We start from the raw sequence: 26478 nt of genomic DNA on the forward strand, positions 1-26478 counted from the left end.
CCACCTCCCACGTCGCTGTTGCCGCGTAGACCTATTGCACGGACGGCGTGATGCCCGTTGCAGGCGTGTCGATCTCCCATGGAGTATGGGGCATCAAGGGCGCCGGCTTGGCATCAGGTGATGCCACCAGAACTGCGATAGCCCCCCGCAACGCCCCCGTCAGCGAATGGGTGACCAGTGGATAGGCGCCGGCTGATTCGGGGATGACATCGAACGTCGCCGCGCTACCGGGTCCTACGACATAAGTTTGCACCCCGGTCAGTTTATTCGCCGGATTGCCGCTCTCATAGACATTGTCCCAAATTTCGCCGATCGGATGGAACGAGGAAAATTCATTGGGTCCTGCATTCACAAAATAGATCCGAACCCGCTCTCCCGGCTTGGCCTCCAACGCATGGCCTCCGGTCACGAAGGGATGGTATTTGAAAATGCCGCCGTTAAAGACAATGTGATCATATTTCCGGTCAAACATGGCCTGCACGTCATTTGGGTTCTTGTACAACTCCGACTGCACGAGCACGTATTCGCGATCCGCTTTCGGCCAGGTCTTGGCATCCTTTGGATCCACAATGATGGCGCCGAACATGCCGCGCGCAACGTGCTGAATCATGGGCGGCGCGCCGCAGTGATAGAAGAAGATGCCCGGCTTTTTCGCGACGAAGGTGAAGTCAATCGTTTCGCCCGCGTTGATCGCCCGATAGTTTTTCAAAAAGTCGATCTCCGCGGCATGGAAGTCCATGGCGTGCGGATTTTTGTTTTCCGCCGGATTCGTCAAGGTGAAATGAATCGTATCCCCTTCGCTCACTCGAATCACCGGCCCTGGCATCTGACCATTGAAAGTCCAGGCGGCGTAGGTTTCACCGCCCCCTTCGATCGTGACGTTTTTTTCAACCGCCGTCATCTTGACCTCGTGAGTCTTGGCGCCGGCAGGGCTGGTTACCCCGGCGATGACGAATGCGATGGCGAGCGCCGATGCCGGGAGACGGCTCTTGGCCCATAGGCTTCGACGACTATTCTTTCCGGTCTGCATGGAATCCTCCTTGAAATGTGATGAAGCGCACTCTTCCCACCGAGTCGATTCAGACTCGCGATGGAACCCTACTGTTCAGGGTAATGGGAGGATACGGCAGGTAGAACGCAAAATAATATGACAAATGTCATATTTTTAAACAAATCATAACGAAGGCTTCATGACAGCCAGTTCCTTGAGGCGGGCGAGATCGCGCACCACCAGCCGGGCGGCAGTCCCGGAGACCAGGCGCAACTTTTTGAACCGGGCCATGATGCGAATAGCGGTTTCGGTCGTGACACCGACCATATTCGCCATATCTTGCCTTGTCAGCCGGACGCCAAGCCTGACGCCTGATGTCTCTGTCACGCCGGTGCGTTCAGCCAGGTTCACCAACAAAGACGCCAACCGTTGATCGGCGCGATCCAGCGCGAGGATCTTGGCTTGCTCCTGCACTTCATTGAGCCGGTTGCCCAAATATTTGATCACTTCGATGGCGGCATCGGGGTTGCTGCGCAGCATATCGAAGTAGGCCTTCTTGCTCAGCCGCAAGACGCTGACTTCCCCCATCGGTTGCGCCGTCCCCGGGTGGGGCGATCCGTCAAAGACCGCCGCTTCGCAGCAGAAGAGATCGCCCGGCATCAATACTTTCAACGTGCATTCTTTGCCCTCGGGAGAGGATTTGACGCACTTCACCGAGCCGCGGGTGACGATGTGAAAGTAATCAGCAGGATCGCCTTGGCGGAAGATGTATTGGCCCTTACCGTAGTGCGCTTCGGTGAGCTCTTCCAGGAAGCTCCGGCGCTCCTGCTCGCCCAAGATATCGAGCAGGGGAATCGGCCGGAAGACCTCGCGTGGCCCGGCCGCCGGGTCAGGCGACGATTTGCTTGGCGGTTTCGACGATGCTGCGTGCTCCGATCCCATAGTGATCGATGAGCTCTTCTGGTTTGCCACTGTGTGGAATCTCCCGTACCGCCAGTTTATGAACCCGGACTGCTTCGGAACCCAAGGCGCTCAAGACGGCGTCGCCGATACCGCCATGCGCATAATGATCTTCGACCGTCAGCACGTTTCCGCCGGTGGCACGGGCACTCTCGACCAATGTCGCGCGATCAATCGGCGCGACGCTGTACAGATCGATGACGCGGGTATGGACGCCCGATGCCTTCAATTGATCGTGGGCTTTGAGCGCTTCGAAGAGCGTGACACCGGCGGCGACGAGGGTCAGCTTATCGTTCGCACTCTGGCGCAGCACGCGGGAGCCTCCGATGGTGAAGACGTCGCTGTCGGCATAGAGCACCGGCGATTTCGGCCGGCCGGCTCGAAGATACACCATACCTCGATGAGACGCGGCCGTTTCCACCAGCCGGTACATCGAGACGGCATCCGAGGGATAGAGCACCACGACGCCTGGCTGTGCGGCCATCATGGCGATATCCTCCAAGCCCATCTGTGACGGTCCATCCTCGCCGATGCTGACGCCGACGTGCGTGCCCACCAGTTTGATGTTGGCTTGGCTGATCGCGGCCATCCTGATGAAATCGTAGGCGCGGGTAAGGAAACAGGCGAATGTCGCCGCGAAGGGGATCTTGCCGCAGGCGGCCAAGCCGACGGCCGACCCGATCATGTTTTGCTCCGCGATGAAGTTCTCAAAGAACCGGTCCGGAAACCGCTTGCCGAATTTCTCGGTGTAGGTCGAATTCTTCACGTCCGCATCGAGCGCCACGACGAGTGGGTTGGCGTCGCCCAACGCCGCGAGCGCCGTTCCAAAGGCCTCCCGCGTCGCCGCGTTATCGCCTGCTTTATAGGAGGGCGCCGCCATTTTGCCGGCCGGTTTGGCGCCGTTGTGTGAAACATCGGGCCGTTTGATATTCGGCTGGCCTGCGGACGGTTTCAATTGCTGCTCCAATTCGGCGAGGGCCTTTTGCGCCTCGTCTCCTTTTTTCAGCGGCTTGCCGTGCCAATCCGGACGGTCTTCGACGAAAGAGATGCCCTTGCCTTTCAGGGTCCTGGCTAACAGGATGGTCGGCTTGCCTTTAGTGTGCGCCGCTTCGGAAAACGCGTCCAAAAGGGCAGTGATATCATGGCCGTCCACGACGATCGCGTGCCAGCCGAAACCGGCCCAGCGGCTTTGGTAGGCCTCCATGTCGTGCTGCAACATGGTGGGATCGCTTTGGCCCAATCGATTGACATCGATGATCGCGCAGAGATTATCCAAGTTGTAATGTTGTCCGACTTCCGCTGCTTCCCACACGGATCCTTCAACCGATTCGCCGTCTCCCATGAGCACGTAAATGCGCTGCGGGCTGCGATCGACGATTTTGGCGCACAATGCCATCCCGATTCCGGCGGACAACCCTTGACCGAGCGACCCAGTGGCCGTATCCACGAACGAGAGACGCGGAGTCGGGTGGCCTTCGAGGTCTGAACCGAGCGTCCGCAACTTGAGCAACTCCTCTCGGGGAAACAGCCCTGCTTCCGCCCAGGCGGCATACAAGAGCGGAGCCGCATGTCCCTTGGAAAGAATGAACCGGTCGCTGTTCGGGAGTTTGGGATTCTTGGGGTCGTAGCGCATCACTGAAAAGAACAGCGTGGCCACGATGTCCGCCGCCGACGCGCAACTCGTCGGATGACCGCTGCCGGCTTCAGTCGTGGCCTTGACGCTGTCGATTCGGAGCTGCGCGGCTTTATTTTCGAGCAAAGTCACGAGGTCGGATGTGGCGACAGAAGAAGCCATACTCATTGTCCTTTCCGGGGCTAAAGACAGACAGCGATGTCGCGCGGATCCCGCGCCCATTCATGGGAACGTAACAAAAGGAATCGGGTGAGTCAATGAAGGCTTTTGCCGACGAGCAATATGTAGGAACGTAACGACCGGAGCGATTGTAGGAAAGCAACTACAATGAAAGTAAGGAATCTGGAAGGCAAACGATGACCGGCCAACGCGAAGCTTCCAGCACTTATCATGCTGTCACGGCGTCAAGGGACCAGGCAGCGGCAGCGAACGGCGGACTCCGGAGCCCGATGGCTCGCCTTCGCGCGGAAGGAATCGGAACTGTGTCACCGCATAGGAGACCGGTTGCCCCACCTCGAATCGATGTTGCCGGAATTCCTCCTTGTTCATCCGGGACCGCAGGAGGACTCCGTCGGCCGTTTCAATCTCCAAACGGTAGGCGACTCCCAAAAAGTAGATATGGCGGAGCTTGGCCTGCTGTCGATACCGGGCCGGATCATCGGAAATCTTGACGTAATATGGCCTGAATCCCACTTGCACGCTCGTGCCGTCCGGGATCTCACGCGCCGGGAATTCCATTGAGCCGACCAGCACGGCGCCATTTTCCACCGTGCCATTGAGAATGTTCATGGACCCGATGAATCGCGCGACGAATTCCGTGGCAGGATCTTCATAGACCTCGGCGGGGGAGCCGGCCTGTTCGAGTCGTCCCTTCGAAAATACGATAATCCGGTTGGACACCTCCATGGCTTCTTCCTGATCGTGCGTCACGAAGAGACTCGTCACATTCAATTCGTCGTGTAGCCGGATCAGCCATTCACGTAATTCCTGCCGGACCTTGGCGTCGACCGCCCCGAATGGTTCATCGAGCAACAGGACGCTCGGGCGAGGCGCCAGGGCCCGGGCGATTGCCACTCGCTGTCGTTGTCCGCCGGACAACTGATGCGGATACCGGGCTCCCAGCCCTTCCAAACTCATGAGTGCAAGCAATTCCGTGACCCGGCGATCAATCGATGGTCGGTCCCATTTTTTGATGCGCAGTCCGAACGCGACATTACCGAACACAGTCAGATGCTTGAACAGAGCATAGTGTTGAAACACAAAGCCGATATTGCGGTCCTGAACCGAGACATCGTTCACGCGCCGGCCGTCAATAAAGATATCGCCCGACGAGGGAGTCTCCAGTCCGGCGATCATTCGGAGCACGGTCGTCTTGCCGCTGCCGCTCGGTCCCAATAGGCCGAGCAGTTCGCCTTCCTTGACCTGGAAAGTAACTCCGCTGACTGCCGTGACGGAGCCGAATATTTTCGTCACTCCTCGGACTTCGATCTTCATGATCCACCTAACGGTGAGATTTGCTCAATGGTCGCATGGGCCCGCGCCTTGGCGATTTCGAGCACCACGAGAATGGCAAACGAGACGGCCAGCAAGGTAAAGGCGACGGCGTTGGCGCCCGCGTAATTGAAATCAACATAGTTTTGATAAATGTGCAGCGTGGCGGTCTGCGTCAGCAATAGAATATTTCCCGAGACAACCAGCACGGCGCCGAATTCTCCGATCGCGCGCGCCGTCGTCAATGTGGCGCCGTAGACCAGCCCCCAACGGAGCGCGGGCAACGTGACCTTGTAGAAGACCTGCCATTCATTCGCGCCCAGCGTGCGCGCCGCTTCTTCTCCTTCCGTCCCGATGGTCTGCAGCAGCGGCGTGAGTTCGCGGACGACGAAGGGGAAGGTGGCGAACAACGTCGCCAGAACCATGGCGGGAAAGGCGAAAAGGACCTTCACGCCCATTGAACCGAAGAACGTCCCCAACAGCGTGTCCGGACCGAAGAGCAGGATCAGCATGAATCCGGCGATAACCGGCGAGACGGCAAAGGGCAGATCGATCAAGCCACTGAGGAATGTCCGGCCGGGAAACTGCTGGCGGACGAGCACCAGGGCGGTGATCGTGCCGAGTATCAGATTGACGATCAGCACGAGCAGGGTGATCTCCGCCGTGAGCCAAAATCCATGCAGCGCTTCCGGCTTGGTGATTTCATTCCAAAAGGACGCCAGCCCTTCGCTGAAAATTTGCGCGATCAAATAGAGCAGGGGACCGATCAGCAGGAACAAGAAATAGCCCCACACTGATCCGATGAGGAAAAGTCGTGTCATGCCGCGGCACCGGAGGTCCAGCGGGGCCATCGCTCACCGGGCGGCCTGGTGAGTCGCTCCAAGAGCACGAGCATCAAGAGGGACAGCGCCAGAATAGCGACCGAGACGGATGTCGCGCCCTGCGGGTTATAGCTTTCAATTTCTCCGTAGACATAGACCGATGCGACCTGTGTTTTCATGGGGATGTTCCCGGCGACGATGACAATCGAACCGAATTCACCCAGCGCCCGCACAAAGGTCAAGAAGACGCCCGTGAGCAATCCCGGCAGGACCGATGGAACGGTGACTTTCCAGAATGTGGTCCAGGCTCCGGCCCCCAACGTAAAGGCCGCTTCCTCCTGTTCCCGCTCCAGTTCCATCAGGACCGGCTGCAGCGCGCGAATCGTGAAGGGCATGGTGACGAAGAGCATCGCGAGGACAATGCCGGGCCAGTCGTACAGGACAGCCAGACCCCGCTGCTCGAGCCAGCCGCCGGCAAAACTCGTGGGCCCGTAGATGGCGGCGATCATCAAACCGGCCACCAGGGTCGGGATCGCAAAGGGAAGATCGACCAGCGCATTCAAAAACCATCGGCCGGGGAAATCGTACCGCACGAGCACGATGGCCGAGAGTGTTCCGAACAACGCATTGATAAAGGTCGTGAGGAGCGCCGTCGCGATGGTCAGCCGGAGCGCAGCCGAAGCTTGCGGGGTGCTGATGTCGTCAAGAAAACGGCCGATGCCTCCGGCCAAAGATTGTTCGCCGATGCCCAAGAGCGGCAGCACAATCAGGAAGAAGACATAGCCGATCGCGGTGAGACGGAGCGCGGTGGCGATGAGAGAATGACCGATCATGAGGACAGATCAATTTCCTCGCGCAAGGGATTCCACCGCCTTGGTCCAGACGCCTTGTTGGCCGAACAGCTTGTCCTGGATCTGATCCCAGCCGCCAAGATCGGCAATCGAAAAGAGTTTGGCCGGCGTGGAATACGTAGAGGACGGGGTCGAGGAGGCGCTCACCGACCGGAAGCCCAATTCGGCAAAGGCTGCCTGCGCCTCCGGACCGTGCAAAAAGGCGATGAAGGCTTCGGCTATGTCACGGACTTTGTGCTTGTCCGCATACCGGTCGACCACCGCCACAGGATTCTCAATCCAGACCGTTTCGTCCGGGACGATAATTTCATAGGGCCGATTGCTTTTGATGCGCGGCAGCAACTCATTCTCGTAGGTGACGATCACGTCGCCCACGCCGCGCTCGAATGTCGTGACGGATTCGCGGCCGCTCTTGTCCATGACCTTCACATTTTTCTGAATCCGCTTGAGAAGGTCGGCCGCATAGGTTTCCGGCGATGCTCCGCTTGCGGCACCGGCTTTCTCGGCCGCCAGTTTCAAGCCGGCACCATAGATGGCAATGATGTCCCACATGGCCCCGCCGGATGTCTTGGGATTCGGATACAAGACATCGATTCCCGGGCGGGCGAGATCTTCCCAGACCTTGATCTGTTTCGGATTGCCTTTGCGGACGCCTAAGGCGACCACTGATGCCGAAATCATGCCTTTGTTCGGGGTCCTCCAGTCATGGGTGATAAGGCCGGCCTTGACGATTTGCTGAAGGTCGCCTTCGAGCGAGAGCGCCGCCACGTCTGCCTCGAAGCCGCCGATGATGGCGCGAGCCTGCGCGCCGGATGCCGTGTACGAGGTTCGAACGCGTACCTCCTCGCCGGTGCGTGTTTTCCAATGGCGCTGGAACGCCGGGATGATGCTGCGTTCGTAGGCTTCCTTCGCTACGGTGTAAGCTGCGACGACAAGGTCGCGTGACTCGGCCGCCTGGAGAAAGCCGGGCAGGTCGGCCAGCGTGAGTATTAAAACGGCAAAAACAACCAACATTTTGAAGCGATTCATGAGAGACACCTCTTGTCTTATATGGGAGACCCGGCCGATGCGAATTTGGCCAGACTGTAATTATCCAGAATGTCGGCGATGGCGTTTCTGACCTCGCCCATTGCGTCTTGAAGCGGACAATGAGGCTTCGAGGCATAGGGGCAGTCGGGACACTTTTGGTAAGCAGTCTTGCTCACGCAGGAAATTGGCGCGAGCGGTCCATCGAGAATGCGGATGACCTGTCCGAGCGTGATGTCGTCGGGCGATTTAATGAGCGCATAGCCGCCGCGGACGCCGCGGCGGCTCGTCAATAAGCCGGCACGCTTCAGCGCGAGGAGGATCTGCTCGAGAAATTCGACTGGAATGTGCTGGCGGTCCGCAATTTCGTGGCGCTGCAAGACCGGACCTTTATAGGTACTTTGCAATTCCAGCAACGCGCGCAGTCCGTATTCGCTTTTTTTGGAAAGTTTCATGGCGCCAGGGACGGAACTCTAGTGTGTTAATCAAGATTGATGGAAATTAACTGAAAGGAAGGACGAACTGCAAGCGGTTTCTTGAAGGCGTAAGGAAGTTTTTCGACGTTTGACATACCTTATAAGGTATGGGTACAGTCACCCCGTGTGGGAGGTCTACGAGCATCGGCGTGTGATCAAGCAACTTGCTGCGCTGCCTCTCGAAATTTTGAAGCGTTATGAGAAATGGAAGGATATCGCTATGGTTTCCGGCTTGGCGGGTCTCCGGCTCATCAAAGGATTCCATGACGAGGCTCTGCAGGGCGAATGGCATGAGCACCGTTCATCGCGCCTGGGCTTACAGTACCGTGTGATTTACAAAGTGAATGCTAAGGACGGTATTTTTCAAGTGATCAGCATCACCCCGCATGACTATCGGAGGATATGACGTGAAAGGATTCCGGCGTGCCAAAAAGATGATCGATGTGTCGGTCGGAGAATCTGTCCGAATCATCAGAGAATTACAGGGGTATAGTCAGAACCAATTATCGGCCATGACCGGAATTCCCCAAGCGACCATCTCGGCGATTGAGAATGACCGCGTCCGGCTGGGAGTGGATCGCGCAAAAGTCATCGCGCGGGCGTTGAAATGCCATCCCGCCGTATTAGTCTTTCCGGGATGGGAAGTTGGAAAAGATTCTGCCGCGTAGCGATTCGAGGCTCGCGTTCGGCATACCTGCCGCTTAAACACAAACGCGAGCGCCTTTCCGCGATGATGTGGTAATGGTCGCCATGGCGAGCTTCATCGCGTATCCGTACCCTCCATAAAAGACTCCTGGTCCATTTTATTTCGCTCTTCCCGCAGAACGCCGCGCATCACCTGCTGACGGAAGCGGGCAAAGCCCGCCGTAGCTGGTCAGGTGCATGCGGATGTTATGCGGCATTTTGGTTTAGGCAACCGCTAGCTGTCCAATTTCGACCCGGACCGACCAGTCCTGCTCGGCAAAGCGGATACTTTCAAGTCGCTCGCTGAGTATGCCTGTAGCTGGCCTCGAACCGAAACTATTGCACGGCCAAAATTGACTTGTGCGCTACGGGACAGGGACAGGTAACGAGGTACGGTCTCCTATGAGGCGGAACGCGGCCCAAAAGTACGGATGCGCCGTCTCTCCGTTCATAAGGGTTCCCGCCGCTGCCTGCAGCGCGCGGTCTTTCGTCTGGCCTTTGCGCACAGCCTGATGGAATGAAACCATTAAACGCGCCGTGCTTAAGTCCGAAACTTGCCACTGCGTCGCAGCCACCGCTCGCGCCCCTGCCATTTGAAAAGCGCGCGATAGGCCGATTACGCCTTCGCCTGGGACAGTCTCGCCCAAAGCGGTTTCGCACGCAGACAGCACCACGAGATCAGCGTTGAGAGTGAGCTGGCTCGCCACTTCCCAAGCCTCCAGCACACCATCGCTCGCGTTATCGTTTGAGGAGGACTTCGGCGCAGCGAGCAGGATCCCCGAATTCATGGCGCGCGCCGGATAAAGGTAGCCGTGCGTAGCGAGATGCACGATGCGGGCGCCCCTAATGCGCTCGCGCACAGCCTGCTCGGTTGCTTCCTGCTGCAATAAAGGCTGGGCACCGTACAGGTCGGCGACTTGTCTTGCCTCGATCCCCGTGTTTGGCAAGGGCGCCGGCGGCCGACCTCGAAACGAACGCACGTCTGATCTTTTTCCCGCGCTAGCAGCACCCTCTGAAAAAACCGGATGCCCGACAACCAGCGCGTTCCATGGTGACCAACGTTCTGCACCCTTACCATCGGTAGGAAGCAGCGAAAGCGACGGCGTGTAGGACAGCGATCTCTTCACGCCGAGGTACGCAGGTGGTCCTTCGCCATTAACCACCAAGCTAGCGAATGGCACGTCCCAGAGCGCGCCGTCTGGGGAAAGCACGAGGCGATCCGCGGCCTCAACTTGTTGGCGCACGCTACGCGGAAATAGCATGTCAAACAACGCGCGGCCCGACGCAGTGGTCTTTTCGATGGGACTTGTCGAGTTCATGACTAGCGCGCGGTGTCGCTTGACCGCCTCCTCGATCTTGGACTGTGCCATATCGAGCTTGGACACATTGATTGAGCCGCCTGCGCCGCCGCGCAATACGAATACATGTATTTCGGCAACGTCGATCAAGAATGCGACATACGTGGTGTCCAGTCCTATGCGCTTCGCCGCTTCCGCCGGTTCGAGGACTGGAGGCGCGAGTCGAGGCGCCTGCGTCAATATGTGGCGCCATTGCTGATCGGCCTGCGTCCTCGCCATGCTGTGCGCGACCTGCGCCTTGTTGAGATCTGCAGTCCGAGCATCGACTTGCTCGCGCGCGCGCTGGAGTGCATCGGGGACGGCATTGTTCAGGGCCATCCGGTCGAGATGTGCCCTCGCCTCTGCGAGCGCTTGGCTGGCGCGCGAGATATCGAACTCTGCCCGGTCACGCGCGAGTATGGCGGCACGATACGAGGCCGTGAACTGGCCGCCGGAATCGGAACCCACACCGTCGCGCTCGAAGAGCGCTTGGCGCAGCGCATTAGCACGCGCTTCCTCTAGCGTACTGAATGCCGCTGCCGCTTTTCCTAGCGCGAGTTGCGCGTGTATGAGCACGTCGAAATACCGCAAGGTTGAGACCTCGTACGCCTGCCGGGCTTGATCGCCGCCGACCTTCGCGCCGTGCGCGCGGGCAATGTCCCAGGCGCGAAGCGCAAGGCGCTCGGATTCGGCCCACTCGCCACGCCTCCCGGCAAGGACGGCCAGGTTGGTCAGGCTGTTCGCCATATCCAAGGAGTCAGGCGCAAGCTTCTCGCGCAACCCCAGGGCCTGGCGATGATAGGTCTCAGCGGCTTTCAGATTGCCCCGCTTCAGCGTGACCTCGCCGAGGTTGTTCAGGGTCATGGCGAGGCTAAGTGAATCGGGCTGTAATTGTTGCTTGATCAAGAGCGCGGAATTGAACCGCTTGTCAGCCTCGTCGAACCGATCGTCGCGGAAGAGTACCACGCCAAGATTGTTCAGCGTGCGAGCAACCAATGTGGATCCGGGCACCTTCCGCTGGCGTATGGCAAGCGTCTGCTCAAAGTATTCGCCCGCGTGAGATACGTCGCCGCCGGCCAAAGCCACAGCACCCAGGTTCTCATAGGTAGAAGCAAGCTCGAGCGAATCGCGGTCCTTAATGCGTATCGCCAGGGCCGCCGAAAGATAATCCCCTGCTGCCTCAAGGTCGCCCAGTGTCGTAAGCAGCGCCCCGATATTGTTCAGGCAAGCGGCGTGACCAGGCGAACCGGGGGCATGCTTCTCCCAAAGAGGAATAACATCGAGATAGTCTTTCCGCGCCTCTTCGAGATTGCCTTGCTTGGCCTTCACATTGGCGAGATTGGTCAGGGCCGCCGCCAATTCGGCTGAATCCGGGAGGCGATCCTTGAGGACGACCAACTCCCGCTTGTAATACTTACGCGCTAGCTCCAGGTCGCCCTGCTCGGTGGTGATATCTCCTAGCTCCTCCAGCGTTCCTGCAAGCACGAGCGGGTCGGCCGAACGTCTTTCTCTGATGGCCAGTGCCTCTTGTTGGAACGCGCGTGCCTTCTGCAAGTCTCCAAGTCTTTTCTCGACTTCAGCCGCATTGCCGAACTCTGCGGCGAGAGCTAGGGAGTCCGGTTGATATTCTTTGCGCAACAACGCGGCGGTCGCGAGTAGGCCTTGCGCTACGACCAGGTTACGTGTGCGTTTAGGCTCCGGATCCACTTTGTCCCGGTATCGGATGCTCGCTTCCCGCAGAACGTCTGCTGCCTGTACGGGCCGCTCTCGCTCAGCGATTGCGACTTCAATCACTTTGGTTAGAGTCGCATACTCGCTCTCGTTGTCGAGTCGCTCCTGCAGAATGGCCATCCTAATGAGCGCGTCAATCTGCTCAGGCCCGTGACCACCCGCCCCCCACAAGGCAGCCGCCGCCTGCATTGCCTGAATGGCAGTGTCAATTTTCCCAAGCTGTGTGGACGCTCGGGCCTGTAGCGTCCTCGCCATCGCTTCTCCTGCGACATCCTGGCGCGCGGAGGCTGCAGCCCCGGCTTCCGCGATCTTGTGAAGCGCGTCACCCGATTGCCTTGCGGCCAACAGCTTCTCGGCTTCTTGGAGTAGCGAGCGCACTACTGCCGAAGGCTGCGGTGGAGGTGCTTCACCCTCTTGGGCCATTGCGGTGCTCTGAATGCAGACACCAGGAAGTGCTAGCAGGAGGATGCGTATAAGAACGAATGTCCGAAGTGCACGATGTACGAACATGACGGGCACCCCATTTAGACGCGACTGTCTGCCACAATAAACACATCGCTCACTGACGTTTGCGGATCTGCACTTATCGTCGCACGGTACAGGCCTTCAGGCAGAGGTGCGAACTCCGTCAGGTACAGTCCGTCCGCATTGCGTTTCAGTTCCACCCGCGCGACCGCGCGTCCGGTGGGGGCATCCTCCACCACTGCCGTCAGGGCGACGACCTCCCTGGAGCAGGTGGCGCGCAATGTCACCGGTTCAGTTCGCGTATAGGCGTCGGACATGCGTAACGCGATCCGGGGAGACGTAGCGAGCATGTCGAACCGCCTTACGGTGTTCCAGTCGCCTTTGGCCAGAACTCTCATCAATTGCGTCAAGACCTCCCGAGTGTTCTGGATCGACGCATGGCATTGGGCTACGTACATCTCTGAATCGGTGTCGCTATGCTCTACGGGCACGGCAGACACTTCAGGGACGGTGCCGTCGCCGTCCTCCCAGCTCGCCCCCGGATACTCCCGCAGCATTTCCACGCGCGAGCCGGCGAGCCTGGCCGACTGGAATGTCGGTTGGTAGCTGCCGACGATCGGATGAAGCCGGAAATCTCTTCGGTAGGCTGGATCAGTGCTGTGGTTAGCTACACACGCGTCGATCTCGCGATGAAAGGCGAGTGCCTTCGCGGCCTTCTCAGCGACGACGTTGGGTATGCCGTTCGTTTCGCCGATGCGTACAAGTTTGCCCGTGCCCGGGTCGTAGCATTCGTAGCGTGGTAGCAACTGATAGCTTGAGGTGAACGACCGGGCAAGCTCGGTGAAGCCGGAGATTGACACCGGCCCGAAACGTAGGCCGTTTGCTAGCGCATCCAGCGAGTTGAGCGACCCCCGGTAGGGCGTGCCGAAGGTCACTAGCCGACGCGTGTCGCGCCAGCCTTCCATGCACTCGACGAAGTAGCGCGCGACCAGTCCACCCATGGAGTGCGCGACCAGCATGAGCTTCGCGTCTTTATTGCCTGAACGAGACCGCCACGACGCCAGCCATTTGGCGCTCGCGCGCGCAAGCTTGCGTGCCGCCACGCGGTTGTCGCGACGCCAATCATACGGAAACTCAAAATAGTTTTGACCGGGAACGATTTCGAACGACTGGCGGATAGCCTGAGAAACCCGCGAATAGCCGTCGATCTTCCAGAATCCAGGTATGAGGTGCGTGTCGGGGAAGATGCGGGTCGCGATGATGCCGTCGCCGAGATCATCAGCATCGGCCGCATCGTCGGTAAGGGCAAGCGACTTGATGTTCTGACCGAGGGTCTGCAGCGCGGCAAGTAGCGCACCGCCTGAGAGTGCCCAAACATCCTTACCATCCTTCTGCAAGACGCTTCCCATGATTCCTGGAAGGAGGACGATGACATCGCGCATCGGTCGAGGTCGCGACTCCTCGGAACGAAGGAGAGAAGGTACAGTTGCCATAAATATGGCTCCCGTGGCGGCTGCGAGAAATTCGCGGCGATTCATGATAGGCGTTCCAAGGGATGAGGAATCATCATGTCGTCCTCAGTCTGTTCGGCGGCGTTAAGTGCCGCATAACGACGCCGTTGAGACTCCATGTCGAATAAGATGTTAGGCAGCATGCCCATGCTCGTGGATGTCCCGCCCGCTCGGCCACGGCGATGTCCGCGTAGTCGCCCCAGTATGTACCGACGACTTGTGACTTGGTGATCTCCGAGCACGCGGGGTCAGGCGGATGGTTATGTCCGAACTTGCATCGAAGGGCCATGCCGTTCACCTCTGTTGTCTAACTATTAAGTGAACCGCTTAACCTCTGGGATAGCTGCGCGGTGTATCTCGCTCCGGCTCGTATCAGTTCCTGCCGCAAACGTCGCGAATATCAATCGGGACAGGACCTCCTATCAGAGCCGGGCTGCTCCGGATACCCCGCTGGACCGGGCGGGATATCCGGATATTGGCCCACGGGAGATTCCGGTCGTATGACCCGCCTTCTGTGTCCGCCAGTAATGGGCCATGTTCATCACCAGCAAGGCTGTTTGCCAATCGAAGTGAAGGCTCCATCTCGATAGGCTCGCCGGCAAAGAGGGTCCGCAGATGAGAGATCGCCGACTCGGTGTGTGGAACCGCCCAATACTGCTCGTCCTGATGCCAACGGCGACCATCAACGGTCTTGATCTTAGCTACCCGCTGGGATGAGTAGCGAACCAGCACGATCAATCTTCCTTCATGCCACGGCTTGATCACAATTGGGGCACTTCCAGTCTCCTGCCTGGCTTGCTCACCCTAATGTCTCTCACTAAGTATTTCCAACCTCAGTTTATGCTTTTGCCCATAATGAATCAATTCATGTCTACGCTCTAGGATTTTCAGCAGGGCGAAATGGTTGCATTTCTTCAACCTGAAGAGGAGATTCAATATGGAGAAGAGTCACCGATCTCTGCTAGAAAGGTTGAACGTGGAGGGGCTGGCCGGTCGCCCATAGCCTTGCGCCCATCAGCGATAAGACTGCTGCAGTAACAGCCGCATCGACGGACCTTGGCGTCGAGCGAGTTTTCGCAGATGCCAGTAAATGTCTGGCAAAGGGATGTTTACTCAGCGCGTCGTGAACCTCGCGCCCGTGCGCAAACGTGAGACGATTTATTCATCGTCTCGCGCCCTCGTCAGCCGGTCGTGAGTACTTTGTCATCAGCCGGACGGTCAGCGCGTGCAGCAATCTAGCACGCTCAATGCTCAGCATTTGCACAACTCATTGATTTCGCGATCACCCTTTCTTGACACCCTCTGAATAATCTTGCTAGCTTCAACCCTTTCGCGGAGCGGTTGCGGCTCCACCGCCTTTTGTTGAACGGATTGTCGGTGAATTTCCAAGATCTCATCCTGAGCCTGAATCGGTTTTGGGCCGACCGCGGCTGCATCATCCACCAGCCCTATGATTTGGAAGTAGGAGCGGGGACATTCCATCCGGCAACGTTCCTTCGCTCTTTAGGACCTGAGCCCTGGCGTTCGGCGTATCCGCAAGCCTGCCGGCGGCCGACCGATGGCCGCTATGGCGAGAATCCGAACCGGATGCAACATTATTATCAGTACCAGGTCGTGCTGAAGCCAGCTCCGGACGATATTCAGACCCTCTACCTGGATAGTCTCAACGAACTCGGGATCGATCCGAGAAAGCATGACATCCGCTTCGTCCAGGACGATTGGGAATCGCCCACCTTGGGAGCCTGGGGACTCGGATGGGAAGTCCGTTTGGATGGAATGGAAATCACGCAGTTCACCTATTTTCAGGAGATCGGAGGCATTCCGCTCAACCCGATCACCGGCGAGATTACCTATGGGACCGAACGGATCGCGATGTATCTGCAGCAGGTTGATAGCGTCTACGATCTGGCCTGGAACGCGGATCTGACGTACGGCGATATCCACCATCGAACCGAGGTGGAGTTCTCGAAATACAATTTCGAGACGGCGGACATTTCCATGCTGATGGCGACGTTCCAGGCGTTTGAAGCGGAGTGTGGGCGGTTGCTGGACGCCAACCTGACGTTGCCCGCCTATGACTACTGTATGAAGACCTCCCATATGTTCAATTTGCTCGACGCCAGAGGCGCTATCAGTGTGACCGAGCGGACCTCGTACATTGCACGGGTGCGGGCGCTCGCACGGCGCTGTGCTGAGCGGTACGTCGCGGATCGGGAAGCCATGGGCCATCCGCTCTTGGAGCGAGCCCACACGCTCTCCTGCACGACCGCCAAGCGGGCACCCACTTCTACACGATAACCGGCGCCATTCATGGCCATGTCCTCCAAAGCGAAATCCAAAGCCAAATCCGCCGGAAAATCCGGCCGGCCGGCCGCGTCCGCCTCCACCGCGGAATTGCTGCTGGAAATCGGTACCGAAGAGTTGCCCTATCAGTTCGTCGCGCCGGCCTTGCGCGCGCTTCACGAGGCGACGGAACGGCGACTCAAGGAGGAGCGACTCTCCTTCGGCACGATCCGAACGGTCGGGACACCGCGACGCCTGGTCGTCCTCGTCGATCAATTGGCAACCCACCAAGCGGCGGCTGTGAAAGAAACGATGGGACCATCCAAGGCGGTCGCGTTCGATGAAACCGGGCAGCCGACCAAAGCCGCGATCGGGTTCGCGGCCGGGCAAGCGGTTCCGGTGGAGCAGTTGGTGGTTCGTTCGATTCCGAAGGGGGACTATGTCTTCGCAGTCAAGCAGGAAGAGGGGCAGGCGGCGACTGTCGTGCTTGCGCAACAACTTCCCAGGCTAATCGGGAGTCTGTCTTTCCCCAAAGCCATGCACTGGAACCAGACCGGGGTCAGATTTGCCCGTCCGATCCGCTGGCTCGCCGCATTGTGTCATGGAAAAGCCTTGCCGATTGAATATGCAGGGCTCACGGCCGGTGCCGTCAGTTACGGCCATCGGTTTGTCGGACGAGAGCGAAACGCCGCGACGAAAGGCTTCGCGGCCCGCACCATTGCGCAGTATCTCCGTGAAGCGGAGCGGCAAGGGGTGATTGTCGAACAGGATCGCCGCCGGACGATGATTCTTGAGCAATTGGCCGCCTTGGCCGAATCAGCAGGCGGTGTTCTTCATCACGATGATGAATTGGTGGAGCAGGCGGTCTACGCCGTGGAATATCCGCATGCGATTCTCGGGTCGTTTCAGCCGCATTATCTCTCGCTGCCCAAGGAAGTCTTGATGACGTCGATGAAGGAGCACCAGGGGTTTTTTGCGCTGGTGGATCGCAACGGTGCCTTGCTGCCGAATTTCCTTGCCGTCACGAACATGAAGTTGCCCGACATGCGGCTGATCCGAGAGGGAAATGAGCGGGTGTTGTCGGCGCGCCTGGCGGATGCCAAATTCTTCTTCGATGAAGATCGGAAGACGAGGCTGGCTGACCGCGTTGAAAAACTGGCACAGGTTACTTTTTATCAAAAGCTTGGATCCTTACATCAAAAAACAACACGCAATGTAGATCTTTCCACATGGTTAACCAGCAAGCTGTCGTTAAGTCATGAAGATCAGGATTTGTGCCGGAGAGCCGCTCAGCTCACCAAGGCTGATCTAATGACCGGCATGGTTGGTGAGTTTCCCACTCTTCAAGGCATCATAGGGGCTGAGTATGCGAGGCATGATGGCGAAGCAGAGGAGGTGTGCAACGCCATACGAGACCAGTACCTGCCCCGAGGCATGGATGGAGAATTGCCTGCAACGATACACGGGAAAATTGTTTCTTTAGCTGATCGGATCGACACGATTGTGGCGTTCTTCCGGGCTGGCGTAGTACCAAAGGGCTCGGAAGATCCATTTGCTCTCAGACGACATGCGCTTTCGATCGTACGCATACTTGTAGAAGGCCATCTTCGCTTGGAGCTGGATCAGGCAGTCGACAAGGCGGGGGAGATAGCAGAAAGAGACATCACCGATTCTTCGAGCACGCTCAGCGGCGGCGCACTCTCCTTTATTTTTGAACGGTTTCGTTTTTACGCAGGGGCATCGTGCGGAATACGCGACGATATCGTGGCTGCTGTTTGCGATACCGCATACGCGAACCCACATCTTGACTTGACTGATGTGCTACAGCGCATGAACGCCCTTCAAACAATTTCTGCATGCCCCGAGTTTGACCCGCTTATCATCGGCTTCAAGCGCGCGCATCGCTTATGCGAGAAAGAACAGTGGGATCGCAAGCCGGTCGACCCCGTCCTGTTCGGTCATCAGGCGGAGGTGGATCTCTATCAGGCCCTGCAGGCGGGCGATCAACAGGTCAAGGCCTCCATGGAGCAAGGGAACTATGCCGGCGCGCTCGATGTGCTCGTCCGGATGAAAGAACCGATCGACGACTTCTTCGCCGGTGTTATGGTGAATGCCGACGATCCCGCCGTACGCGGGAACCGCCTCTCGCTGCTGAAGGACATCGATGAAGTCTTCATGGCGTTCGCTGATTTTTCTCAGATCATGGTGCAAGGGTCATAGGGTATGATGGGCACATGGACCCGACCTCCGACCGTGCGATCCGGCCCGCCCCGTTCTTGCCGGACGAAACCGAACTGAGGGCGAAGAAAGTCCGTCGTTTCGCCTCCGGCGTCAGTATCGTCATGATGGTGGTCTGTAATGGAATCTTCCTTTTCGGCCTCTGGGTTACGGGAACCAATTTCGATCGGCTGGTCCGTACGCCGGATGTCTATAATGCGAAGCAGGACATCTGCCTCAGGTTGGCCTACCGAAACGTGCCGGGCGCCGAAAATCCGGTGCAGTTTTGCTCGGAATGGATCAACCTGGCCGATTCCAGCGGCCGTACCCATACCTTTCAAAAGGAAACCGAAATCAAGCAAGGCGCGGACGGAAAATTCTACTTGGACTATGGACCACTGGTGGATTATCGTCTCTTTGTCGTGGGGGCCTTCGTCGTCATCATTGTGGTGTTCGGGATCTTGCTGAAACGGCACTTGGTCAACCGCTATCGCACCAAACTGGAAACGGCCGCGCAACAGTCCGCGCCGCTTCATTGAACTAGAAGCTATTGAAAGAACCTGTGCAAAGCTAGGAAATCGATGGCCCGAATATCTCGGGTGGGACGATGAGACAGCGCAGGATGTTCAAAGAGGCCTTTCAGCGCGGCCGCAGCTAGCGAAGAGGCGAGGCGTACTCTGTTCTGTACGTTGAGCCTTTGAGCGTCGCGAGAACAAAGCTGAAGGGCTTTTTCAACATCCGGCGAGAAGGAGAGAACAGCGTGGGTAAAAAATACGTCTACTACTTTGGAGATGGGAAGGCCGAAGGTGCGGGCGGCATGAAGGAATTGCTCGGCGGCAAGGGGGCCGGGCTGGCCGAAATGACGAATCTGGAAATCTCCGTTCCGGCCGGTTTCACGATTTCCACCGAAGCCTGCGTGGAGTATTACAAAAGGGGCAAGGCGTTCCCTCCCGGCATGATGGAGGAAGCGCTGCACGCCCTGAAGCGGGTCGAGCGTTCCATGAGCGCCGGATTCGGCGATCCTGATAATCCCTTGCTGGTGTCGGTGCGGTCCGGGGCGCGGGCCTCGATGCCGGGCATGATGGACACCGTCCTCAATGTCGGGCTCACAACGAAGACGGTGCAGGGATTGGCGGCAAAGACACGGAACGAGCGCTTTGCTCAGGACAGTTATCGCCGGTTCATCGGGATGTTCGGCAGCATTGTCATGGGAGTGAACCGCGAGCATTTCGAAGACATCCTCAAGCACAAGAAGCAGGATTTGGGAGTCACGCAGGACACGCATTTGGATGCCAAGGCCCTCAAAGAACTGGTCGTGAGTTTCAAAGAATTGGTGAAGGAAGAAACCAAGCGAGACTTCCCCGACGAGCCGCTGGAGCAGCTGCGGATGGCGATTAATGCGGTCTTCTCCTCCTGGTACGGCGCCCGCGCGGTCACCTATCGCCGGCTCTACGATATCCCCGATTCCTGGGGCACGGCGGTCAATGTCGTCGCGATGGTCTTTGGGAACATGGGCGAGACGAGCGGCACCGGCGTGGCCTTTACCCGGGATCCTGCGACGGGGGCGAAGAATTTCTTCGGCGAGTGCTTGATGAATGCGCAGGGAGAAGATGTGGTCGCAGGCATCCGCACTCCGCTGCCGGTAGGGCAGCTCGCCAAGACAGTCCCGGCGGCCTACAAAGAGCTGGAGACAACCTATAAAAAGCTTGAGCGTCACTATCGAGACATGCTGGACCTGGAGTTCACCATCCAGGAAGGCAAGTTGTATATGCTGCAGACGCGCGTCGGGAAGCGGACCGGGATCGCCGCGGTGCGCATTGCGGTGGACATGGTCAAGGAAGGCGTCATTTCCAGAAAAGAAGCGCTGCAGCGGATTGCGCCGGATCAGATTGCTCAGTATCTCTATCCGATTTTCGACGCCAATGAAGAGGCGCACTGCCACCCGCTGGGAAAAGGGCTTCCGGCGGGACCGGGCGCGGCGGCAGGAAAGATTGCGCTGACACCGGAGCGTGCGGTGGAGATGAAGGAAGCCGGGAACCGCGTCGTCCTCGTGCGGCAGGAGACCAGCCCGGACGATATTCATGGCATGAACGCGGCGCTGGGATTCCTCACGGCGCGAGGCGGCATGACCTCGCATGCCGCGGTGGTCGCTCGGCAGATGGGCAAGGTCTGCGTAGCCGGCTGTGACGCAGTCGAGGTCCTCGATGCCCAGTCGGTCCGAATCGGCACGCAGGTCTTCCGCGAAGGCGATTTCCTGTCGATCAACGGCACGACGGGCAACGTGTACGGCGGCGACATCCCGGTGGTGGAGTCTGAAGTGATTCAAGTGCTGCAGGAGAAGATGGAGCCGGCCAAGTCGGAGAAGTACCAGTTATTCGATCAGGTCTTGAAGTGGGCGGACGACGTGCGGCGTTTAAAGGTACGGGCCAACGCGGACGTACCCGATCAAGCTCGCATCGCCCGCGGGTTCGGGGCTGAAGGCATCGGCCTGTGCCGGACCGAGCACATGTTTTTTGCCGAAGACCGCATTCCGATCATGCAGAAAATGATTCTGGCCAGGAAGCGCGAAGAACGGGAAAAGTATCTGGAGCAGTTATTGCCCCTGCAGAAGCAGGACTTCATCGGCCTGTACCGTGAGATGAAGGGCTATCCCGTAACGATCCGCCTGCTCGATCCGCCGCTTCACGAATTCCTCCCCAAGCGGGAAGAACTCATGGTCGAGATCGCTCAACTCGAACTGACCGGCGGGGCGCAAGCAGTCATCGAAGAGAAAAAACTGCTGCTCGCCCGTGTCGAGGAGTTGCACGAGTTCAACCCGATGCTGGGCCTTCGCGGATGCCGGTTGGGCATCACGATGCCGGAGATTACCCGCATGCAGGCGCGCGCCATCATGGAAGCCGCCTGCGAAGTCGCCAAAGAGGGGAAAAAGATCGTGCCCGAAATCATGATCCCTCTGGTCGGCATGGTGTCGGAAATGAAAGCGCAGAAGGACCTCGTGCGCGAGGTCGCCCAAGAAACCCTGAAGCGGTGTAATCAGAAATTGTCCTATCTCGTGGGCACAATGATCGAGCTGCCGCGTGCGACCGTCACGGCCGATCGCATTGCGCAGGAAGCGGAATTCTTTTCCTTCGGCACTAACGATCTGACGCAGACAACCTTCGGCTTTTCACGGGACGACGCGGCCAAGTTCGTGGACTTTTACAAGACGGTGAACATCCTTGACAGCGATCCCTTCGCGACTTTGGATCGGGAGGGAGTCGGAGCCCTCATGCGCATCGCCATCGCCGGCGGACGAAAAACAAGGCCGGACATCAAGCTTGGGATCTGCGGCGAACATGGCGGTGATCCCGCATCGGTCGAATTCTGCCACCAACTCGGGTTGGATTATGTCAGCTGTTCTCCCTACCGGGTCCCCATCGCGAGGCTGGCGGCTGCACATGCGGCGTTGGCCGAACAAGAAAGCAAAAAAGCCACGCCTGCGGCCAAAGCCAGCACCCACACCAGTCGGAAGCCAGCGAGAACCGTCGCACGATCCCGCAGCCGATCGGCGCGCAAAAAGCGGTGACTCAGGCCGATCGTGATGAGCAGTACATGACGCTGGCCCTTCGCCTCGCGGCGAAGGGCCGGGGCCGCACCAGCCCGAACCCCATGGTGGGAGCGGTCGTCGTAACTGCCGCCGGGCTGATTGTCGGGCAAGGCTATCACCGCCGGGCGGGCGGCCCACATGCGGAGTTCTTCGCATTACGGCAAGCCGGCAAACGCGCGGCCGGCGCGACTCTGTATGTGACGTTGGAGCCATGCGGCCATACCAATAAGCGAACGCCGCCTTGTGTGCCTCTCATTCAAGCATCCGGCGTCCGCCGGGTCGTCGTCGCCCAGGTAGATCCCAATCCGCTGGTAAGCGGACGAGGCATCCGCAAATTGAGGGCAGCGGGGCTGCGCATCGACATCGGATGCTGCGCACTGCAGGCGCGGCGGCTCAACGCCTTCTATTCCCATTGGATGGAAACAGGCCGGCCGTTCGTCACGCTGAAGGCGGGCATGACGCTCGACGGAAAGATCGCGACGGCTTCCGGTGAGTCCCGTTGGATCACCGGAGAAGCGGCTCGCCGGGACGCTCATCGCCTGCGGGCATCTGTCGATGCGGTGCTCGTGGGAATCGGCACGGTGTTGCGGGATGATCCCACCCTCACGGCGCGGATCTCCGACCGTCCACTGCGATTGGCTTCGCGCCAGCCGATCCGTATCGTGGTGGACAGCCGGCTCCGTATTCCCTTGAAGGCACGGGTTCTAAGCCGAGTACACGAAGCCCATACCCTCATCGCCGCGACGAAAATGGCGCCGGCTCGAAAGATCCAACTCCTTCGCCGGCGGGGAGTGGATGTGCTTGTGATTCGAGACAAGAACGGTCAGGTCTCACTGGCTGATCTCTGCCGGCAGCTCGGTCGGCTTAGGATCACCAGTTTGCTGGTGGAAGGCGGCGGCACACTCAATGCCTCTCTGATTCGCAGCAATCTGGTCGACCGGGTTGTCCTGTATGTCGCTCCATTGCTGCTCGGGGGCCATGATGCGAAGGGAGTGATCGGAGGTGCGTCACCGAAGCATCTCGGTGAGAGCCTGCTCCTTGAGGACGTCAGCATTCGTCGGGCCGGGCGTGATATGGTGGTAGAGGCGGATCTTCACCATAAGTAGGTATGTGGCGACGATGAATGGCTTGCGCGCCCGACGGATCTCTCACGCCGTACCGCTGATGGTATCGCTCTTGCTGTGTCCGGCGATGCCGCTGGCGAATCAGGCCGAGGACCGAGCAATCGGCGATCATTCCGGCGAGTTGGTCTGGGACTATTTGACGACCGAAGACAGCGATCAGGCCGCCCGGCTGGCTCCGCAAATTGAGGAACGGTTTGCCGGCCAATTATCCGCACTGGAGCGCACCATCCGAGCGGGACGGCCCTACGGCCCGCAGCCGGGCGGAATCTTCCTCGACGAACGGCTGGTGCTTCGCAATCGGACCTATCAGTACAGTCTCTACGTGCCGGAACCGTATCGGCCTTCGGATTCCTACGGGCTCGTCGTGTGCCTTCACGGGGCCGGCTTCTCGGGAGACGCCTACATTGAACGGTGGCGGCCTCGCCTCAATGATCGATATATCCTCGTGTGTCCCTCCTATCCGATGGGCGCCTGGTATACCAGACGGGCCGAGGAATTGGTGCTGGCAGTGATCCGCGAAGTGGAACGGCGATATCATGTCAATCCCGACCGAGTGTTTTTGACCGGCATGTCGAATGGCGGAATCGGCGCCTGGTTGATCGGCATGCACCATGCGCCGCTGTTTGCCGGCATCGCGCCGATGGCGAGTGGCTTGGATGACGTGCTCTTTCCGTTCTTGGAGAATTTGCGGTCCACGCCCGCCTACATCATTCATGGATCGCAGGATGAGGTCATGCCGGTGGAACTCAGCCGAAAACTCGACAAGGAACTGGATCATCTCGGGTATGCCCATGTGTATCGCGAACATGACCGGGTCCATCCGATGGCGGGCGGGCATTTCTTTCCGCGGGAGGAATTGCCTGCGCTGGTCCACTGGTTCGATACCCAGCATCGAACTGCGACTCCGACCTCGCTGACGGTTGTCCGTGATGCGAGTCACCTGACGCCGTTCAGCTGGGCCCGGATCGACGCGACGGATCGAATTGCGTCGTTTTCCGAAGATTTGGTCGACAAGCACGATGAAGATATTCGCGCCAAAAGTTACGCGAGGCTGCGAGTGGAGATCACCGCGCCGAATCATATCGACGTGCGGACCGATCATGTCAGACAATACACATTGTTTCTGAATGAATCATTGGTGGATCTGACTCAACCGGTCCGGGTCCTGACGAACGGCGCCTTGTCGTATGAAGGCCTCGTCACTCCTTCCATCGAAACATTACTGAGCCAGTCGCGCCTTCGGAAGGATCCCGGTCACATCTTTCCCGTCCAGCTCACCGTCCCGGTGCGTGAGCAGCCTTCGTGACGGTCCGGCGGCCGCGTTTCCGTACATGGGATTCTCTGCTGCTTGCCATCGTGATCGGCCTACCTCTTGTCGTTGAAGCTGGTCAAGCTGAGACGGAATCCTGTATCTTGCCCGCCCGGCATGCCGGTGTGACGTTTCCAGTCGAGCGCGTGAAGGATTCATGGGCGTGCCGCCTGCATCCGATCACGAGCAACTACACCACGGCGAATAAGATCGGGCCGGTTCGAACCGCATTGACGGAGGAGGTCTATGGGTACTTGCTCGATCATCCGCCGATGGCCGCGCACCTGGTGAATCGTCTCGACCTTGGACTCTATACAGCCGCCGCCAAGGCGCCGGATGTCTTTTGGGGAAGCGACGGTGAAGGGACCGAAGGCGTGGCCCAGTTGGTCTATCGCGATCGGTTCAGCAGGATCTATTACCTGGAAGGCCGCCATGACGGCACATTGTTGCCGTCCGTAACGGGTAAGGCGGTGGCCTTGCTCAGGATACAGCCCGTGCAAGGATTGAACGGCAGCGCCGCGGTGGACACGACGCTTGTGGCATACCTGCAGCTTGATAATCGCTTTCTTTCGGGCGTGCTGTCGGTCCTGCGTCCGCTGATCGGGAAAGTCGTGATCCGGCAATTTATGAAAGCATTCCATGCGGCGGATCGTTTGGGCGAGCTGATGCGGCAAGATCCCGAGCGGGTCTTGTTCGAGGCGATGGATCCTCCGCCGTTGCCGGACGACCAAGTGGCGTTCTTGAAACGCGTGTTGTCGAATCCTCAATTCACCGGCCCGGCAATGGAAAGCACGCCAACCTTCCCATGACTACGTCCCGCAGTTTCCTTCTACTCTGCACTATCGGCGTCTTCTGCTTCATCAGCTATAACATGGTGCGTATGCCGGTGCTGGCGCTGTTCGCCGAATCTCTCGGTGCAAGCCCGGAACGGATCGGACTCATTGTCTCGGTCTCGACCCTCACCGGGGTGCTGTTGAAGCTGCCGTCCGGCGCGCTGTCGGATATTTATGGCCGCCGTCTGCTGCTCAACGTGGGCGTCATTGCATTCGGGCTGCCGCCGTTCGTATATCCCTTTGTCTCGGACCTGAATGTGCTGACGGGCCTACGATTTGTGCACGGATTGGCGACGGCAATCTTTGCGCCCAGCGCGCTCGCCACGGTGGCCGAACTGTACAAGGAGCGGAGAGGGGCGGCATTGGGTACGTATACGGCCTGTACCCAATCGGGCGCGCTGCTCGGTCCCTTCATCGGAGGCTGGCTGGTATATGCCTCGGGATTTTCTTCGGCCTTTGTGACGGCCGGTCTTTTTGGATGCCTCGGGATCATTCTGTTCTTTAGCCTGCGGTTGAAGCCGCCTCCGCCGGACGTCAAGGAGAAAAGTCTGGCCGCCGTGCTGGCCGACATGTGGAAGGGATTCGCCGCGGTCGCGCGCAATCGCAAGGTGCTGATCACGAGTTCAACGGACGCAGCCAAGATGATCGCGAACGGCGCGTTGATGGCCTTTCTGCCGCTGTATGGGGTCTCGGTCGGACTCAATCCGGGGGAGGTGGGGCTGCTGTTCAGCATCCAGGCCATCACATCGTTCTTGTCGAAACCGGTGATGGGTCGCGTCTCGGATCGAGTTGGACGCCAACCGTTGATTCTCCTGGGATTGATCGTCTGTGCCGGCACGTTTGTCTTGATCGCGCAGGTGGCAAGCTTCCCATTGTTGCTCCTGTTGGCCTCCGGATTTGGGTTCGGAGAAGCGGTAGTCTCGTCATCTTCGTCGGCGCTGGTCGCCGACAGTTCGGAATTCAAACGCCTCGGGGCCGGGATGGGCATGCAGGGGACGATCATGGATATCGGACATGCCAGCGGGCCGTTGCTGGCAGGAGTGCTCATCGCGCATTTCAGCTATCAGGCGGCCTTTGGAATTATTGCCGGCATTCAAGTCGTCGCCGCCGGCGTGTTCTGGTTGACCATGGGGAGAGCCGGACGATAAT

At 58.8% G+C, this 26478-nt stretch carries 20 protein-coding genes; 10 read left to right on the forward strand and 10 right to left on the reverse strand.

Features of this window, described 5'->3' with window-relative positions; genetic code table 11:
* Positions 1 to 31: 31 nt before the first annotated feature.
* The 8 genes from ACWGXE_RS10090 to ACWGXE_RS10125 all read right to left on the reverse strand — a co-directional run bounded on the left by ACWGXE_RS10090 (position 32) and on the right by ACWGXE_RS10125 (position 8228).
* Positions 32 to 1030 (reverse strand): multicopper oxidase domain-containing protein, encoded by a 999-nt coding sequence (locus tag ACWGXE_RS10090; protein ID WP_447603392.1) that lies wholly within the window; start codon positions 1028 to 1030, stop codon positions 32 to 34.
* Positions 1031 to 1174: 144 nt separating this feature from the next.
* Positions 1175 to 1933: a Crp/Fnr family transcriptional regulator gene (locus ACWGXE_RS10095; RefSeq protein ID WP_447603394.1), complete on the reverse strand. Its 759-nt coding sequence runs from the start codon at positions 1931 to 1933 to the stop codon at positions 1175 to 1177.
* The gene (locus ACWGXE_RS10100) at positions 1881 to 3746 is read right to left on the reverse strand and encodes a transketolase (RefSeq protein ID WP_447603396.1); all 1866 of its coding nucleotides are present in this window, start codon (positions 3744 to 3746) and stop codon (positions 1881 to 1883) included. The genes ACWGXE_RS10095 and ACWGXE_RS10100 overlap by 53 nt, the downstream gene beginning before the upstream one ends.
* Positions 3747 to 3980: 234 nt before the next feature.
* Entirely contained in the window at positions 3981 to 5078 is a 1098-nt protein-coding gene (locus ACWGXE_RS10105) for a sulfate/molybdate ABC transporter ATP-binding protein (protein ID WP_447603397.1), read from the reverse strand.
* Complete coding sequence (locus ACWGXE_RS10110; RefSeq protein WP_447603399.1) at positions 5075 to 5896, reverse strand: sulfate ABC transporter permease; 822 nt, start codon at positions 5894 to 5896, stop codon at positions 5075 to 5077. Before ACWGXE_RS10110 ends, ACWGXE_RS10105 begins: the two co-directional genes overlap by 4 nt.
* A complete protein-coding gene (cysT, locus tag ACWGXE_RS10115; protein ID WP_447603400.1) occupies positions 5893 to 6729 on the reverse strand; it encodes a sulfate ABC transporter permease subunit CysT in 837 nt (278 codons plus the stop codon). The genes ACWGXE_RS10110 and cysT overlap by 4 nt, the downstream gene beginning before the upstream one ends.
* 9 nt (positions 6730 to 6738) lie before the next feature.
* Positions 6739 to 7776: a sulfate ABC transporter substrate-binding protein gene (locus ACWGXE_RS10120; RefSeq protein WP_447603402.1), complete on the reverse strand. Its 1038-nt coding sequence runs from the start codon at positions 7774 to 7776 to the stop codon at positions 6739 to 6741.
* A gap of 17 nt (positions 7777 to 7793) precedes the next feature.
* The gene (locus ACWGXE_RS10125) at positions 7794 to 8228 is read right to left on the reverse strand and encodes an RrF2 family transcriptional regulator (protein ID WP_447603404.1); all 435 of its coding nucleotides are present in this window, start codon (positions 8226 to 8228) and stop codon (positions 7794 to 7796) included.
* A 145-nt stretch (positions 8229 to 8373) separates the two neighbouring features.
* On the opposite strand from ACWGXE_RS10125, the gene ACWGXE_RS10130 reads away from it, so the two are divergent.
* Entirely contained in the window at positions 8374 to 8655 is a 282-nt protein-coding gene (locus ACWGXE_RS10130; RefSeq protein ID WP_447603934.1) for a type II toxin-antitoxin system mRNA interferase toxin, RelE/StbE family, read from the forward strand.
* A gap of 28 nt (positions 8656 to 8683) precedes the next feature.
* Positions 8684 to 8917, forward strand: coding sequence for a helix-turn-helix domain-containing protein (locus tag ACWGXE_RS10135; RefSeq protein ID WP_447603935.1), 234 nt, complete (start codon positions 8684 to 8686; stop codon positions 8915 to 8917).
* 381 nt (positions 8918 to 9298) lie between these two features.
* Here the strand turns inward: ACWGXE_RS10135 and ACWGXE_RS10140 are convergent, their stop codons facing one another.
* Together ACWGXE_RS10140 and ACWGXE_RS10145 are read right to left on the reverse strand one after the other, a co-directional pair.
* Positions 9299 to 12424, reverse strand: a complete 3126-nt coding sequence (locus ACWGXE_RS10140; protein ID WP_447603406.1) for a CHAT domain-containing protein — start codon at positions 12422 to 12424, stop codon at positions 9299 to 9301.
* Positions 12425 to 12525: 101 nt separating this feature from the next.
* Positions 12526 to 13908: a lipase/acyltransferase domain-containing protein gene (locus ACWGXE_RS10145; protein WP_447603407.1), complete on the reverse strand. Its 1383-nt coding sequence runs from the start codon at positions 13906 to 13908 to the stop codon at positions 12526 to 12528.
* A gap of 1446 nt (positions 13909 to 15354) precedes the next feature.
* Between ACWGXE_RS10145 and ACWGXE_RS10150 the strand changes: the two genes are divergently transcribed.
* From ACWGXE_RS10150 to ACWGXE_RS10185, 8 genes are all read left to right on the forward strand, one after another.
* Positions 15355 to 16275, forward strand: a complete 921-nt coding sequence (locus ACWGXE_RS10150) for a glycine--tRNA ligase subunit alpha (protein ID WP_447603408.1) — start codon at positions 15355 to 15357, stop codon at positions 16273 to 16275.
* Positions 16276 to 16287: 12 nt separating this feature from the next.
* Positions 16288 to 18480: a glycine--tRNA ligase subunit beta gene (gene glyS / locus ACWGXE_RS10155; RefSeq protein WP_447603409.1), complete on the forward strand. Its 2193-nt coding sequence runs from the start codon at positions 16288 to 16290 to the stop codon at positions 18478 to 18480.
* A 14-nt stretch (positions 18481 to 18494) separates the two neighbouring features.
* Positions 18495 to 19016 (forward strand): hypothetical protein, encoded by a 522-nt coding sequence (locus ACWGXE_RS10160; protein ID WP_447603411.1) that lies wholly within the window; start codon positions 18495 to 18497, stop codon positions 19014 to 19016.
* Between the two features lie 221 nt (positions 19017 to 19237).
* A complete protein-coding gene (ppdK, locus tag ACWGXE_RS10165; RefSeq protein WP_447603413.1) occupies positions 19238 to 22042 on the forward strand; it encodes a pyruvate, phosphate dikinase in 2805 nt (934 codons plus the stop codon).
* Between the two features lie 26 nt (positions 22043 to 22068).
* Complete coding sequence (ribD, locus tag ACWGXE_RS10170; protein WP_447603415.1) at positions 22069 to 23169, forward strand: bifunctional diaminohydroxyphosphoribosylaminopyrimidine deaminase/5-amino-6-(5-phosphoribosylamino)uracil reductase RibD; 1101 nt, start codon at positions 22069 to 22071, stop codon at positions 23167 to 23169.
* Between the two features lie 13 nt (positions 23170 to 23182).
* A complete protein-coding gene (locus ACWGXE_RS10175; RefSeq protein WP_447603937.1) occupies positions 23183 to 24493 on the forward strand; it encodes a carboxylesterase family protein in 1311 nt (436 codons plus the stop codon).
* Positions 24490 to 25305, forward strand: a complete 816-nt coding sequence (locus tag ACWGXE_RS10180) for a hypothetical protein (protein WP_447603416.1) — start codon at positions 24490 to 24492, stop codon at positions 25303 to 25305. The genes ACWGXE_RS10175 and ACWGXE_RS10180 overlap by 4 nt, the downstream gene beginning before the upstream one ends.
* A complete protein-coding gene (locus ACWGXE_RS10185; RefSeq protein WP_447603417.1) occupies positions 25302 to 26477 on the forward strand; it encodes an MFS transporter in 1176 nt (391 codons plus the stop codon). Before ACWGXE_RS10180 ends, ACWGXE_RS10185 begins: the two co-directional genes overlap by 4 nt.
* Position 26478 lies beyond the last annotated feature (1 nt).

It is taken from the genome of Nitrospira sp. Nam80, from assembly GCF_965152575.1.

Bases quoted from the DNA above. Each gene is read 5' to 3' on its own strand.
- ACWGXE_RS10090 (WP_447603392.1), bottom strand. From the start codon at position 1,030: ATGCAGACCGGAAAGAATAGTCGTCGAAGCCTATGGGCCAAGAGCCGT.
- ACWGXE_RS10095 (WP_447603394.1), bottom strand. From the start codon at position 1,933: ATGGGATCGGAGCACGCAGCATCGTCGAAACCGCCAAGCAAATCGTCG.
- ACWGXE_RS10100 (WP_447603396.1), bottom strand. From the start codon at position 3,746: ATGGCTTCTTCTGTCGCCACATCCGACCTCGTGACTTTGCTCGAAAAT.
- ACWGXE_RS10105 (WP_447603397.1), bottom strand. From the start codon at position 5,078: ATGAAGATCGAAGTCCGAGGAGTGACGAAAATATTCGGCTCCGTCACG.
- ACWGXE_RS10110 (WP_447603399.1), bottom strand. From the start codon at position 5,896: ATGACACGACTTTTCCTCATCGGATCAGTGTGGGGCTATTTCTTGTTC.
- cysT (WP_447603400.1), bottom strand. From the start codon at position 6,729: ATGATCGGTCATTCTCTCATCGCCACCGCGCTCCGTCTCACCGCGATC.
- ACWGXE_RS10120 (WP_447603402.1), bottom strand. From the start codon at position 7,776: ATGAATCGCTTCAAAATGTTGGTTGTTTTTGCCGTTTTAATACTCACG.
- ACWGXE_RS10125 (WP_447603404.1), bottom strand. From the start codon at position 8,228: ATGAAACTTTCCAAAAAAAGCGAATACGGACTGCGCGCGTTGCTGGAA.
- ACWGXE_RS10135 (WP_447603935.1), top strand. From the start codon at position 8,684: ATGATCGATGTGTCGGTCGGAGAATCTGTCCGAATCATCAGAGAATTA.
- ACWGXE_RS10140 (WP_447603406.1), bottom strand. From the start codon at position 12,424: ATGGCCCAAGAGGGTGAAGCACCTCCACCGCAGCCTTCGGCAGTAGTG.
- ACWGXE_RS10145 (WP_447603407.1), bottom strand. From the start codon at position 13,908: ATGCGCGATGTCATCGTCCTCCTTCCAGGAATCATGGGAAGCGTCTTG.
- glyS (WP_447603409.1), top strand. From the start codon at position 16,288: ATGGCCATGTCCTCCAAAGCGAAATCCAAAGCCAAATCCGCCGGAAAA.
- ACWGXE_RS10160 (WP_447603411.1), top strand. From the start codon at position 18,495: ATGGACCCGACCTCCGACCGTGCGATCCGGCCCGCCCCGTTCTTGCCG.
- ribD (WP_447603415.1), top strand. From the start codon at position 22,069: ATGACGCTGGCCCTTCGCCTCGCGGCGAAGGGCCGGGGCCGCACCAGC.
- ACWGXE_RS10175 (WP_447603937.1), top strand. From the start codon at position 23,183: ATGAATGGCTTGCGCGCCCGACGGATCTCTCACGCCGTACCGCTGATG.
- ACWGXE_RS10185 (WP_447603417.1), top strand. From the start codon at position 25,302: ATGACTACGTCCCGCAGTTTCCTTCTACTCTGCACTATCGGCGTCTTC.